Below are 13,103 nucleotides of genomic sequence, written 5' to 3' on the forward strand. Positions count from 1 at the left end.
GCTTTGCGGCCAGCGTGAAGTTCCACACAGGAGGCTATATGCACATAGGCGTTCCGAAGGAAATCAAGAACCACGAATATCGCGTCGGCCTCACGCCGTCGTCCGTGCGCGAGATCGTTGCGCACGGACATACAGTGAGCGTCGAAACAGGCGCGGGCGCGGGCATCGGCGCATCCGACGACGCCTACCGTGCAGCCGGCGCGCAAGTGGCGCCAAGCGCCGCCGCGATATTTTCCGCAGCCGACATGATCGTCAAGGTGAAGGAGCCGCAAGCGCGCGAGCGCGCGATGCTGCGCGAAGGGCAGATTCTCTTCACCTACCTGCACCTCGCGCCCGATCCGCAGCAATGCGCCGATCTCGTGGCGAGCAACGCCGTCTGCATCGCCTACGAGACGGTCACGCAGCCGGGCGGCGGACTGCCGTTGCTCGCACCGATGTCCGAGGTCGCGGGACGCATGTCGATTCAGGCGGGCGCCTTTTGCCTGGAGCGCGCGCACGGTGGCAAGGGCATTCTGCTCGGCGGCGTGGCAGGCGTTCCGTCCGCGAAGATCGTGATCCTCGGCGGCGGCGTGGTCGGCTCCAACGCCGCGCAGATCGCCGTCGGCACGGGCGCGCAGGTCGTCGTCATCGACCGGAACGTCGACGTGTTGCGGCGCATGGACCGGCTGCTCGGTGCGCGCGTGGTCACCGTGTATTCGAACCAGGACAACATCGAACAACACGTGCTCGACGCCGATCTCGTGATAGGCGGCGTACTGGTTCCCGGCGCGGCCGCGCCCAGGCTCGTGACGCGCAAGATGGTCGAAGCGATGCGTCCGGGCTCGGCAATCGTCGACGTCGCGATCGACCAGGGCGGATGCTGCGAGACAGCAAAGCCTACGACCCACGCGGAACCGACGTACAAGGTCGGCGAAGTGGTTCACTACTGCGTCGCCAATATGCCCGGCGGCGTGCCGCGCACGTCTACGTACGCGCTGAACAACGCGACGCTGCCCTTCGTGCTCCAGATCGCGGACAAGGGCTGGCGTACAGCGCTCACCGACGACGAGCATTTGCGCCGTGGCCTCAACGTGGCCTTCGGCAAGGTGACGTGCCCGGAGGTTGCGACGGCATTGAGCTACGCCTGCGAAGACGCGGGGGCCGTCGCCGCAGGATAACGATGGTGTGGAACGGGTCGGCGGACGGATGCTTCGGCCGCCGGTCCGGAACGCTTGCATGTGCATCTACGAGCGCCGGCTGCGGGCATCGACCGCCCGTCGGCCGTGGCTTCATTCCCCTTCGCCCGCCTCGATCGTATCTGCCGCTGGCCAGGCCTTGAAAATATCCCGCCAGCTGACAATCCCGACCGGCCTGAATTCGCCATCGACAATGGGAATGCACGAGATCGGCTTGTCGAGAAACAGGCTGATCGCCGCTGAAACCTCGGCATCGGGCGTAAGCGTGACAGGCTTGCGACTCATGATCTGATGCACCCGCTTGTTGAGCGTCGCGATGTCTCGCGGCGACTCGACGACGCTATCGATGAACGGGCTCATCGCGCGCAACAAATCCCGATCCGAGACGACGCCTTGCAGTTGACCGTCTTCCACCACCAGCAAATGGTGAAAAGCGACTGAGTCGAAGATCTCCTTTACGGTGGCCAATGTGTCGTCAAAACCAACCGTCACGACGCGACGGGTCATGATCTCTGCGATTTTCATTTGATGTTCTACCCCGTTCGCCGCCCGCATCATCGTCATTGCCTTCCGTTACGTGCCGAATAAGCACGGCGGGGCAAGCGCGCGATTTAAAAGAACGAATTATAGGGTTTGTTTGCTTTGCGATTGAAAGAACGCCTGAGAGAAAAGAAATAGACGCGTTGATCGCCAATCCCGAATGCCAACGTGAGACGTTTCCCGCGCAAATGCAAACGTTCAACACCCTGTCGCTTTCAAGCAAGGGATAACCCGTAATCATCTGGGCTGTTGCCCCTTTCCCTATAAGGGAATCGCACCGCAGCAAAATCGCGATGTCGCATTTGTGACAAACAAGGTCGACTACAGATGAGAGCCTGTCCATTTTGTCCGGCTATCTTTTGCTCAACGCAAACAGAACAAGAAGCGGATGAATACGCCGCCTTGCATGGGACCAGAGCCGGTGCTCAGCACCAACTCTGTTCCACAGCCTTGCATGGGACCAGAGTAAGTGCTCTGCATGGGGCGCGAGTAAGTGCTAAAGCACTAACTCCCGCCGACAGCTAAAGCGCCAACTCTGGTCGACCGCTTTGCATGGGACCAGAGTAAGGCGCTAAAGCGCCAACTCTGGTCGACACAGGAGACAACGTGGAAACGCTTGCTTTTATCGTCGACAACTTCGCGTCGATCGTCCGGCTCACCATCGAGCACATCGAGATCGTCGGCGTCGGTGTCGGGTTCGCGATCCTCACTGGCGTGCCGCTCGGCATCGCGATCACGGCCAGTCCGCGCGCCGCGAAGATCGTGCTGTACACGGCCGCCATCGTGATGACGATTCCATCCGTCGCGCTGTTCGGCGTGATGATCCCGATTCTTTCCGTGATCGGCCAGGGCATCGGCTTTCTGCCGACAGTCATCGCGCTCTTCCTGTATTCGCAACTGCCCATCGTGCGCAACACGTACACGGCGATCACGAACATCGATCCTGCGTTGCGCGAGGCTGCACGCGGCATCGGCATGACGACGCGTGAGCGTCTGTGGAAAGTCGAGATCCCGATCGCGCTGCCCATCATCATGGCGGGCGTGCGGATGGCCGTCGTGATCAACGTCGGCATTGCAGCCGTCGCCGCGTACATCGGCGCGGGAGGGCTCGGCAAGCTGATCAGCCGCGGCATTTCGCAATCGGACCCGCGCCAGTTGATTGCCGGCGCGATTCTCGTCAGCCTGCTCGCCATCGCCGCCGACTACGGCCTCGCCTGGGTGCAGCGCCTGCTGACGCCGAAAGGCCTGCGCGGACCGTCGCGCACCGCCACGCTCGCGCTGCGTCTCGGCGCATGGGCTTCCCTCCGTAAATCTCCTCGTCACGCGCAATAACCATGATCAAGCTCTCCAACATCACGAAGCGCTATGAAGGCGCAAGCGCCCCGGTGGTCGACGGCATCGACATGGAAGTCGGCGCGGGCGAAATCTGCGTGCTGCTCGGCCCTTCCGGCTGCGGCAAGACGACCACGCTGAAGATGATCAACCGTCTGATCCAGCCGACCTCGGGCAAGATCTTCATCGACGGCCGCGATACCGACGAGTTCGATGTCGTCGAACTGCGCCGGCAGATCGGCTATGTGATCCAGCAGATCGGTCTCTTTCCGAACATGACGGTCGAGGAGAACATCGGCGTCGTGCCGCGTCTGCTCGGCTGGGACAAGGCGAAGGCGAAGCGCCGCGCAGCCGAGTTGCTGGAGATCGTCGCGCTCGATCCGTCGATCTACCTGTCGCGCTACCCGAAGGACCTGTCGGGCGGGCAGCAGCAACGCGTCGGCGTGGCGCGCGCGCTGGCCATCGACCCGCCTGTGATGCTGATGGACGAACCGTTCGGCGCGATCGACCCAATCAACCGTGAGCTGATCCAGGACGAGTTTCTGCGTATCCAGCAACAGGTGAAGAAAACGATCATGTTCGTGAGCCACGACATCGACGAAGCGGTGAAGATGGCCGACCGCATCGCGATCTTCAGCAGTGGCAGGCTCGAACAGTTCGATACGCCGGATACCATCCTCGCGCGGCCCGCGAGCCAGTTCATCGCGGGCTTCGTCGGCGCGGATCGCGCGTTGAAGCGGCTGCGCCTCGTGCGTGCAAGGGATGCGTTGTCGGCGTGCGATTGCGCGGCGCGCGTCGGCGAAAGCAGCGATCGCGCGCGTGCGTTGCTCGAACAGCACGGCATCGAGCAGATCATATTGCTCGATGCCACCGACAAGCCGCAAGGCTATCTGAGCGCCGCCAGGCTGCGCACGATCGACGGCAATCTGTTGGCCGCGCACGCGAATCCCGTGCAGGGCTTCGCGCGTCAGAGCGACGATCTGCGCAGCGTGATTTCGTCGATGTTCGCGCTCGGCCAGTCATGGCTGCCCACTGTCGACGACGACGGCCGCTTTGTCGGCTACGTGAATCAGGCGCATATCGTCGACATGCTGCGGCTGCCCTCGGAGACACGCGCATGAACACCTGCAAGAAAGCGCTCTTTTCACGCTGCGTCGCGCTCGCGGCATGCATCGCACCCGCGCTCGCGCGCGCGGACAACCTGCTCGCCTCGATCGGCCAGTATCGCGGCGACATCGTCTACCAGTCGATTCAGCAAATGACGATGGTCGCGATTGCAGGCGGCCTTGCGATTGTCGTCGCCGTGCCGCTCGGCATCTACCTGAGCCGCGCGTCGGGCAAGCATGCGCGCGTCGCGCAAGCCGTCCTGCAGACGATCAACGTGGGCCAGGCGGTGCCGAAGCTCGCGTTGCTCGCGCTCGCGATGAGCGTACTCGGCATCGGCCGCTGGCCGTCGATCTTCGGGCTCTGGGTGGCGACCTTGCTGCCGATCGTGCTGAACACGCTCGAAGGTTTGCGCGCCGTGCCTCCCGCGCTGATCGAAGCGGCGACGGGCATGGGCATGACGCCCACGCAGATCCTGCTGCGCGTCGAATTGCCGAACGCGCTGTATGTGATCTTCGCGGGCATCCGCACGGCGCTCGCGATCACGGTCGGCACGGCGCCGCTCGCCTTTCTCGTCGGCGGCGGCGGGCTTGGCGAACTGATCTTCACCGGCATCGACATGAACGACTTTTCGATGCTGTTGGCGGGCGCGATTCCCACTGCGCTGCTCGCGATTCTCACTGACTTGCTCGTCGGCCAGATGCAGGCGCATCTCGTGTCGCGCGGCGTCAATCCGCAACGCTAGTTCAACCACACGCTAACGCGTTTCTTCGAGGACATCATGAAGACTGCCTTTTTCAAGCGAGCCTGCGCGCTCGTCGCCCTTTCTTTTGCCTCCTCCTGGGCCATCACGTGCGCGGCGGCGAATGTCGTCGTCGGCGGCAAGAACTTCACCGAACAGCAACTGCTCGCCGAAATGACGACCGAGCTTTTGCAGGCCAAAGGCTTCAACGTCACGAAAAAAGACGGCATGGGCAGCGCCGTGCTGCGTCAGGCCCAGGAAAACGGGCAGGTCGACGTGTACTGGGAATACACGGGCACGTCGCTGATCACGTACAACAAGATCAACGACCGCCTTTCGCCGGAAGATACCTACAGGAAGGTGAAAGAACTCGATGCCGCGAAAGGTCTCGTATGGCTCGATCCGTCGCGCGCGAATAACACGTACTCGTTCGCGATGAATCAGGACGAAGCGAAGAAGCTCGGCATTGCGACACTCAGCGATCTCGCGAAAGCGATCAAGGCGGGCAAGACGCTCACCTTCGCGTGCAACTCGGAGTTCTATGCGCGCCCGGACGGTCTGCGTCCGCTGCAAAAGCTCTATGGCTTCGACTTCTCGCAGGACGAAATCAAGCGGATGGATTCGGGCCTCACGTATCAGGCGCTCAAGGACCGTCAAGTGGACATCGCGCTCGTGTTCGCCACCGATGGTCGCGTGCCCGCGTTCAACTTCGTGATTCTCAAAGACGACAAGGGCTTTTTCCCGTCGTATGCGCTGACGCCCGTGATCCGCAAGGCAACGCTCGATGCCAACCCGAAGCTCGGCCCGATCCTGAACGCGCTCTCGGCAAAGCTCGACGCACCGACCATGGCGCGTCTCAACGCCTCGGTCGACGTTCAAAAGAAGTCGTTCAGCGAGGTCTCGCATGACTTCCTGAAGGAAGCGGGTCTGCTCTAAAGCATCGCGAACACGCAAACCTGAGAGACAACAACATGCCTTACCCTTCATTCGATACGGCGCGCGACGGCACGTTGACCATTGCCGCCGCGCAGATCGACAGTTCATACGGCGATCTCGATGCGAATCTCGCGAAGCATCTGCGCATGATCGACGATGCACGCAAGCGCGGCGTCTCGATGCTGCTTTTCCCCGAGCTGTCGCTATGCGGCCATAGCGCGGGAAAAGACGCATTGCGGCTCGCGATGCGACTCGACCACCCGGCGCTCGCCGCGCTTGCCGAAGCGAGCGTCGATCTGCACACGTCGTTCGGCTTTATCGAAGAAGCGCCCGGCGGCCAGTTCTACAACAGCCAGGCAACCGTGACGCGCGGACGGATCGTGCATGTGCATCGCAAAGTGCAACTCGCGACGTACGGCAAGCTGCGCGACGGCCTCTATTACGCGCCAGGCTCGGAGCTCGGCGCATTCGATATCGACAGCCGCTGGCGCGTCGCCACGCCGATCTGCAACGACCTGTGGAACCCCGGCCTCGTGCACGACCTGATGTGCGACGGCGTCACGCTGCTCGCGGCTCCGATCAGCTCGGCACGCGAGGCCGTGGGCGGAGGGTTCGACAATCCGTCGTCATGGGAACTGAACCTGCGCTTCTACGCGGTGACGTACGGCGTCGCCGTCGTGATGGCGAACCGCATCGGCACGGAAGGCATGCTCGGCTTCTGGGGCGGCTCACGGATTCTCGATCCGTTCGGCAACACTGTCGCGACGGGGTCCACCACCGAAGAAGAACTGGTTGTCGGCGAACTCGACTTCGCGTCGCTACGCGAGGCACGTTTTCTGCTGCCGACCGTACGCGACTCGCGCGTATTCGCCGAGCGCGGCATTCGCACCACACGTCAACCTGCCACAAACTGAAGCGTCGTCAGCCATGCGAGACTTTCTCCTCACCGAAGAAGACTGCGCGTTTCGCAGCGAAGTGCGCGCCTTCCTGCAACGCGAGCTTTCGCCGCGCGCCGCCGATATCGAAGACCGCCAGGACTGGAATGCCGTCAGGCATGTCGTGCGCGCATTGGGCGAAGCAGGCTACTTGCGGCTGATGTTTGCGGATCTCTATCGAGGCTCGCTGAAGAAGCCGGGCCTCACGCACGCAACGATTCTTTCCGAAGAAGCATCGGCGATCAACTACGCCTTCGAAACGACGATCGCGACGGCATTGAGCTGCGCGTATCCGTTGCATCGCCATGCGAGCGCCCCGCTGCGAGACGCGTATCTCGAGCCGATCCTCGATGGCCATGCGATCGGCGCAATCTGCGTGACGGAGCCTGGCACGGGCAGCGATTCGGCAGACATGCAAACACGCGTCGAATACGATGCGCGCACCAACGAATGGGTGATCAACGGGTTCAAGCGCTACATCTCGAACGCATCGGTCGCGGACGTGTATATCGTGTACGGCGTCACGCCGCGCGATGACGGCGCGGAGCCTCGCGTCACCGCCGTCGCCGTGCCGAAGGACGCGCCGGGCATCGGCTTTCCGCGTAACTACACGTTCATGGGACGACGCGGCTGCATCGTCGGCGAAGTGAAGTTCGACGATTGCCGCGTCAGCGCCGATCATCTGCTGGGCAACGAAGGCGAAGGCTTTGCGATCATGCGCGGCATGTTCAACTTCGAGCGCGCGATTCTCGGCGGCTCCGGTCTCGGCGTCGCGCGCAGCGCGTTCGAGGTTGCGCGCCGGCATGCGCAAAGCCGCAAAACGTTCGGCCAGTTCCTCGGTTGCAAGCAGCTCATCTGGGACAAGATTGCGCAGATGAGCTGGCGCATCGACGCAGCCGAGCTCATCACCTATCGCGCAACGAAGATGTACGACGCGGGCACGGACGGCAAGGCGCTGATGAAGGAAGCGGCAATGGCCAAGCTCGTCGCGACCGAGACCGCGAATTTCTGCGTGAACGAAGCGGTGCAGATTCTTGGCGGCGACGGCCTGACGAAAGAATACGGCCGCACCGAGCAACTCTATCGCGACGCGCGTGCGCTGACGATCGTCGGCGGCACATCGGAAATGGTGAAGTACCTGATCGCCTCGCGCGATCTGCCGGAACTCAAGATCAACCTTTGACCGTATTCCATTTCCATCATGCTGACTATTACCTCGCTGTTCGACAATACGGTCGCGAAGTACCCGGAGCGTCTCGCGCTGGTCTGCGGCGACACGTGCCTCACGTACGCGCAATGGGACGTGCGCGTGCGCGGATTCGCGCAAGCACTGTTCGATCTGGGCGTGCGGCAGACGGACCGCGTCGCGATCTTCCAGAAGACCTCGGACGCAACGGCAACCGCTTATTTCGCGTGCCAGTTGCTCGGTGCGATTGCCGTGCCGATGAACTATCGTTTGTCCGCGAACGAAGCGGCGTTCATCATTCGCGATTCCAGCGCACGCGCGCTGATCTACGACGAATCGATGCTGCCCGTCATTGCCAAAACGGAGCAGGCGCTCCCCGATTTGCGCATCTACATCTGCGTGACGGGACACGGCGAAGAAGCCGTCGATGCGTACGCGCCCCTGCATCATCACAACTTCGACGCGTTGATCGACAGCACGCGTCACCGCGACGCGCCGCTGCCCACGCTCACGCCCGACGACATCTCGGCGCTCGTCTACACGTCGGGCACGACGGGCCGCCCGAAAGGCGCGATCCACACGCATGGCAACGATGTCGCGATCGCCACGAACTGCGTGATGGAGTACAGCCTGACGAGCACCGATGCCGCGTTGCATATCGCCCCGCTCTATCACGTCGGCGGCATGCAGGCGTATTTCATGCCGCATCTGATGGTGGGCGCGGCGAACATCGTGCTGCCCCGCTACGACCCGCAGCGCACGCTGGCCGCGATCGCACGGCATCGCATCACCACGCTCTTCGCTGTGCCGACGCAGATTCAGGATATGTTGTTTCACCCCACGTTCGCGCAGACGGATCACCGCAGCCTGCGCATGATCACGACGGGCGGCGCGGCCATTCCCGCCGCGACGATGCAGCGCGTGATCGACGAGTTCTGTCCGAACATCTTTAACGGTTACGGAATGACGGAAGCGAGCCTCACGTTGCTGCTCCATCCGCGCGATGCGCTGTCGCGCCTCGGCTCGTGCGGCAAGCCGACGTTGATCAGCACCTGCCGCATCGTGACCAACGACCCGGAGCGCGCCGTGCCTCCGACCGAATGCGTCGATGCGGGCGAAGTCGGCCAGTTGATCGTGCGCGGCCCGCAACTGGCGCGCGCATACTGGAACAACCCCGTCGAGACCGCGAAGAAGTTTCGTGACGGCTGGCTCTATACGGGCGATCTCTTCAGCGTCGACGCGGGCGGGTACTTCCACTTTCACGGCCGCGCCGACGACATGATCGTCTCAGGCGGCGAAAACATCTATCCGCGCGAAGTCGAGGAAGTGCTGTATCACTGCCCCGGCGTGCAGGAGGCCGCGGTGATCGGCATGCCGGATGCGAAGTGGGGGCAGGCCGTGACGGCGTTCGTCGTGCGTAGTGACACGCAGTTGACGGAGGACGCAGTCATCGCATTCTGCAAGGCCAGCGACGACCTTGCGCCGTACAAGCGGCCGAAGAAAGTCGTGTTCGTCGACCGGTTGCCGCTGAATCCGAGCGGCAAGGTGCTTCGGCGCGAGCTCGCGGCTTCCGCGGCTCAGGACCTCTTGCAAACGGGAACGTGATCATGAATGAACCGGTACTGTACGAATTCGACGGCGGCGTGGCGACCATCACGCTGAACCGTCCGGAAACGCGCAATGCGTTGACGGAGATGGAAGTGGTCGATGCGCTCGTCGCGAGCCTCGAGCGCGCGCAAGCCGATCTGTCCGTGCGCGCGATCGTGCTGACGGGAGCAGGCCCGGCATTTTCGTCGGGCGGCAACATCAAGCACATGCGCGACGAGGTCGGCACCTTCGGCGGCAACCCGGCGCAGATACGGGAGAACTACCGGCGCGGCATCCAGCGCATCCCGCGTGCGTTTCATGAACTGGACGTGCCCTGCATTGCCGCCGTCAATGGCCCGGCGCATGGCGCGGGCTGCGATCTCGCGTTGATGTGCGATATCCGCATCGCCGCGCAAAGCGCGCTGTTCGCGGAAAGTTTCGCGAAAGTCGGCATTATTCCCGGGGACGGCGGCGCGTGGCTGCTGCCGCGTGTGATCGGCCTGTCGCGCGCCGCCGAAATGATTTTCACGGGCACGCCCATCGACGCGCAATGCGCGTTCGAATGGGGCCTCGTGTCGCGCGTCGTGCCCGATGCGCAGTTGCTGCCCGCCGCACAGGAACTGGCGCAACGGATCGCGAGCAATCCGCCCAACGTGCTGCGCATGAGCAAGCGCCTGATACGCGAAGGTCAGCGGATGGATCTGCCGAGTCTGCTGGAACTGTCGGCTGCGTTTCAGGGCATCGCGCATCGCACGGCGGATCACCGCGAGGCGATCGCCGCGACCTTCGAGAAGCGCGCGCCCAACTATACGGGCGAATGATGCCGGCGCCGGCCTGAGCGCCGAACGGCACGCATGACGCGATGGACCCGCGCAGCGCGATATGCGACAGTCTCCCTATCTCGGTTCATCCACCATGGACATGCGCAGGAAAAGCAACGAGGCGCCGAAGCTGGCTGCGGCGCTGCATCTGGAACGGCGGACGGCGGACGCGGGCGCGGAAGGCATCGCGCGCGGTGCGCATGAGCGGCCCGTCGTCACGCAACGTATCGGCTTTTTTCTAGTGCCGAACTTTTCGATGATGGCGCTCAGCTCGGCAACCGAACCTCTGCGCGCCGCCAACCGGATGAGCGGCAAGCCGCTCTATAGCTGGCATCTGATCAGCGCGGACGGTGAGCCCGTGTCGTCGAGTTCGGGTTTTTCGCTTCTGCCGGAATCGGCGATGACGTCGTCGATTGCCGTCGATCAGCTATTCGTGGTGGCAAGCATCGATGTCGAGAACTACCGCAACGCGTCGGTGTTCGATTTTCTGCGCCGCTATGCGGCGAGTGGCCGGCCGCTAGGCGGCATCAGTCTCGGCACGATGATCCTCGCGCGCGCGGGGCTGCTCGACAAACGCCGCTGCACGATCCATTGGGAGGCGTTGAAAGCGCTCGCCGACGAGTTTCCGTCATTGACGGTGACGCGCGACCTCTATTGCATCGACGGCGACCGGCTCACGTGCGGCGGCGGCACGGCCGCCATCGATCTGATGCTCGACATGATTGCTCGCGCGCATAGCCGCCGGCTCGCTGCCGATGTCGCCGATCAGTTCCTGCACACGCGCATTCGCACATCGCAGGAAAGCCAGAAAATGGCGATTCAGTGGCGCTACGGCATCGAGGACCGGCGCATCGTCAACGCGATCACGTTGATGGAACAGAATATCGAACGGCCCGTGCCCGTGCAGACCATCGCTTCGCTGGTCGGCATTTCGCCGCGTCAGATCGAGCGCATGTGGCTGAAGCACTTCGGCATGGGGCCGTCGCAGTTCTATCTCGACGTACGCCTGAAGGCCGCGCAAAAACTGCTGCACGAATCGACCTCGTCGATCTTCGATATCGCCTTGCAGTGCGGATTCACAAGCGCCTCCCATCTCGGACGGTGTTATCGCAAGGCCTTTTCCATCACGCCGGGACAGGAGCGTGCGTCGAGAGCGAACGTCTGAGGCCCTTGTGAAGCGCTTACCCTACCTTACTTCGCCTCGAGGATTTCGAATCATGTCTGCTCACGACGATCTCGTCAGCCGCAATGCCGTCGAGCTGCGCCGGATGATCGGCGCGAAAGAGATTTCGCCCGTCGAACTGCTCGATGCCTGCATCGAGCGGATCGAAGCCATCAACCCCGCCGTCAACGCGATCACGGCAACCTGTTACGACGATGCGCGCGAAGCCGCGAAGGCCGCCGAGCGCAAGGTGCTCGCGGGCGAGCCGCTCGGACTGCTGCATGGCTTGCCGCTCGGCGTGAAGGATCTCGAAGACACGGCGGGCCTGCTCACCACTTACGGCTCGCCGATGTCGCGCGGCCACGTGCCATCGCGCGATGTCACGCTGGTCGAAAGGCTGCGCGCGGCGGGCGCGATTCTCGTCGGCAAGACGAACGTGCCGGAACTCGGCGCCGGCGCGAACACGCGCAACCCGGTATGGGGCGCGACGGGCAATCCATTCGACACCGAACTGAACGCAGGTGGTTCATCGGGCGGCTCGGCGGCGGCGCTCGCGTGCGACATGCTGCCCGTCTGCACCGGCTCGGATACGGGCGGCTCGCTGCGCATACCTGCATCGAAGTGCGGCGTGGTCGGCTTCCGCCCCTCTCCAGGACTTGTGCCGAACTCGCGTCGGCTGCTCGGCTGGACGCCGATTTCGGTAGTCGGTCCGATGGGCCGCGATGTCGACGAGACGGCACTGCAACTCGCGGCGACGGCGGGCCTGTCGGTGAGCGATCCGCTCAGCTACGAAACCGATTCGCCCGCTTTCGCCGCGCTGCCCACACTCGATCTCGCGACGCTGCGCGTCGGCTACACGGAAGACTTCGGCACGTGCGATGTCGATGACGATATTCGCGCGCTGTTCCGCTCGCGCATCGCCGCGCTCGCCAGGATGGTGAACACGTGCGAGCCCGTCAGCTTCGATCTCGGCGACGTGCACCGCTCGTTCGACGTGATCCGTGCGGAGAGCTTCGTCGCGGGTTTGCGCGATGTGTATGCACGCGACCCGGGCGCGCTCGGACCGAACACGCGAGCGAACTACGAAATGGGCGCGGCGATGACGCTCGCCGACAGCGCGTGGGCGCAGGCGGAACAGACGCGCATCTTCAGGCGCTTTCAGTCCGCGTTCGAGCGCTACGATGTCATCGTGTCGCCGACTACGCCCGTTTCGCCGTTTCCGTGGCGCGAACTGTACGCGGCGCAGATCAACGGACGCGCACAGGAGAACTATTATCGATGGCTCGCGCTGACCTACGTCGTGACGCTGACGACACATCCCGCGCTGTCGCTGCCATGCGGCGTCGATCATGCGGGCATGCCGTTCGGTTTGCAGCTCGTCGGGCCGTATCATGGCGATCTGAAGACGCTGGCCGTCGCGCGTGCGATGGAGAAAGCCTTCGACAAGGAGCCCGCATTGCGCCGTCCGCGCCCCGATCTGGCGCGTCTCACGCAGCCGAATCCAGCGTTGAAGTCGATCGTCACCGCGCCGCCCATTTTCAACTCGACGGGCGACGGTGATGCGAGCATGTCGTCCATGTAAT

Annotated in this window: 12 protein-coding genes; 11 read left to right on the plus strand and 1 reads right to left on the minus strand. The window is 63.3% G+C overall.

The genetic code is table 11. From position 1 onward, the window contains the following. Window positions 1–38: 38 nt before the first annotated feature. Window positions 39–1,157, plus strand: coding sequence for an alanine dehydrogenase (gene ald / locus BN2476_RS13425; RefSeq protein WP_087734663.1), 1,119 nt, complete (start codon window positions 39–41; stop codon window positions 1,155–1,157). A 111-nt stretch (window positions 1,158–1,268) separates the two neighbouring features. Here ald and BN2476_RS13430 read toward each other — a convergent pair whose 3' ends face one another. After that, window positions 1,269–1,700 (minus strand): CBS domain-containing protein, encoded by a 432-nt coding sequence (locus BN2476_RS13430; RefSeq protein ID WP_087734728.1) that lies wholly within the window; start codon window positions 1,698–1,700, stop codon window positions 1,269–1,271. A gap of 621 nt (window positions 1,701–2,321) precedes the next feature. Between BN2476_RS13430 and BN2476_RS13435 the strand changes: the two genes are divergently transcribed. From BN2476_RS13435 to BN2476_RS13480, 10 genes are all read left to right on the plus strand, one after another. Then, window positions 2,322–3,047: an ABC transporter permease gene (locus BN2476_RS13435; protein ID WP_087734664.1), complete on the plus strand. Its 726-nt coding sequence runs from the start codon at window positions 2,322–2,324 to the stop codon at window positions 3,045–3,047. 2 nt (window positions 3,048–3,049) lie between these two features. Continuing rightward, window positions 3,050–4,168, plus strand: a complete 1,119-nt coding sequence (locus tag BN2476_RS13440) for an ABC transporter ATP-binding protein (protein WP_087734665.1) — start codon at window positions 3,050–3,052, stop codon at window positions 4,166–4,168. Continuing rightward, a complete protein-coding gene (locus tag BN2476_RS13445; RefSeq protein ID WP_087734666.1) occupies window positions 4,165–4,896 on the plus strand; it encodes an ABC transporter permease in 732 nt (243 codons plus the stop codon). The genes BN2476_RS13440 and BN2476_RS13445 overlap by 4 nt, the downstream gene beginning before the upstream one ends. A gap of 36 nt (window positions 4,897–4,932) precedes the next feature. Next, the gene (locus BN2476_RS13450) at window positions 4,933–5,829 is read left to right on the plus strand and encodes a glycine betaine ABC transporter substrate-binding protein (protein ID WP_087734667.1); all 897 of its coding nucleotides are present in this window, start codon (window positions 4,933–4,935) and stop codon (window positions 5,827–5,829) included. 35 nt (window positions 5,830–5,864) lie between these two features. Further along, window positions 5,865–6,743 carry a nitrilase-related carbon-nitrogen hydrolase gene (locus tag BN2476_RS13455; RefSeq protein ID WP_087734668.1) on the plus strand — a complete coding sequence of 293 codons (879 nt, stop codon included), beginning with the start codon at window positions 5,865–5,867 and terminating at the stop codon, window positions 6,741–6,743. A 13-nt stretch (window positions 6,744–6,756) separates the two neighbouring features. Then, window positions 6,757–7,947 (plus strand): acyl-CoA dehydrogenase family protein, encoded by a 1,191-nt coding sequence (locus tag BN2476_RS13460; RefSeq protein WP_087734669.1) that lies wholly within the window; start codon window positions 6,757–6,759, stop codon window positions 7,945–7,947. Window positions 7,948–7,965: 18 nt separating this feature from the next. Next, window positions 7,966–9,555 (plus strand): class I adenylate-forming enzyme family protein, encoded by a 1,590-nt coding sequence (locus tag BN2476_RS13465; RefSeq protein ID WP_087734670.1) that lies wholly within the window; start codon window positions 7,966–7,968, stop codon window positions 9,553–9,555. 2 nt (window positions 9,556–9,557) lie between these two features. Beyond that, on the plus strand, window positions 9,558–10,358 hold the full coding sequence (locus tag BN2476_RS13470; protein WP_087734671.1) for a crotonase/enoyl-CoA hydratase family protein: 801 nt from the start codon (window positions 9,558–9,560) through the stop codon (window positions 10,356–10,358). A 61-nt stretch (window positions 10,359–10,419) separates the two neighbouring features. Beyond that, window positions 10,420–11,523: a GlxA family transcriptional regulator gene (locus BN2476_RS13475; RefSeq protein ID WP_235850811.1), complete on the plus strand. Its 1,104-nt coding sequence runs from the start codon at window positions 10,420–10,422 to the stop codon at window positions 11,521–11,523. Window positions 11,524–11,575: 52 nt separating this feature from the next. After that, entirely contained in the window at window positions 11,576–13,102 is a 1,527-nt protein-coding gene (locus BN2476_RS13480) for an amidase (RefSeq protein ID WP_087734673.1), read from the plus strand. The last annotated feature ends 1 nt before the right edge of the window (window position 13,103 follow it).

Source organism: Paraburkholderia piptadeniae, assembly GCF_900007165.1.
Classification (GTDB): domain Bacteria; phylum Pseudomonadota; class Gammaproteobacteria; order Burkholderiales; family Burkholderiaceae; genus Paraburkholderia; species Paraburkholderia piptadeniae.

Excerpts from the sequence above, each read along its gene's own strand:
- ald (WP_087734663.1), top strand. The coding sequence starts at position 39 with ATGCACATAGGCGTTCCGAAGGAAATCAAGAACCACGAATATCGCGTC.
- BN2476_RS13430 (WP_087734728.1), bottom strand. The coding sequence starts at position 1,700 with ATGAAAATCGCAGAGATCATGACCCGTCGCGTCGTGACGGTTGGTTTT.
- BN2476_RS13440 (WP_087734665.1), top strand. The coding sequence starts at position 3,050 with ATGATCAAGCTCTCCAACATCACGAAGCGCTATGAAGGCGCAAGCGCC.
- BN2476_RS13445 (WP_087734666.1), top strand. The coding sequence starts at position 4,165 with ATGAACACCTGCAAGAAAGCGCTCTTTTCACGCTGCGTCGCGCTCGCG.
- BN2476_RS13450 (WP_087734667.1), top strand. The coding sequence starts at position 4,933 with ATGAAGACTGCCTTTTTCAAGCGAGCCTGCGCGCTCGTCGCCCTTTCT.
- BN2476_RS13455 (WP_087734668.1), top strand. The coding sequence starts at position 5,865 with ATGCCTTACCCTTCATTCGATACGGCGCGCGACGGCACGTTGACCATT.
- BN2476_RS13460 (WP_087734669.1), top strand. The coding sequence starts at position 6,757 with ATGCGAGACTTTCTCCTCACCGAAGAAGACTGCGCGTTTCGCAGCGAA.
- BN2476_RS13465 (WP_087734670.1), top strand. The coding sequence starts at position 7,966 with ATGCTGACTATTACCTCGCTGTTCGACAATACGGTCGCGAAGTACCCG.
- BN2476_RS13470 (WP_087734671.1), top strand. The coding sequence starts at position 9,558 with ATGAATGAACCGGTACTGTACGAATTCGACGGCGGCGTGGCGACCATC.
- BN2476_RS13475 (WP_235850811.1), top strand. The coding sequence starts at position 10,420 with ATGCGACAGTCTCCCTATCTCGGTTCATCCACCATGGACATGCGCAGG.
- BN2476_RS13480 (WP_087734673.1), top strand. The coding sequence starts at position 11,576 with ATGTCTGCTCACGACGATCTCGTCAGCCGCAATGCCGTCGAGCTGCGC.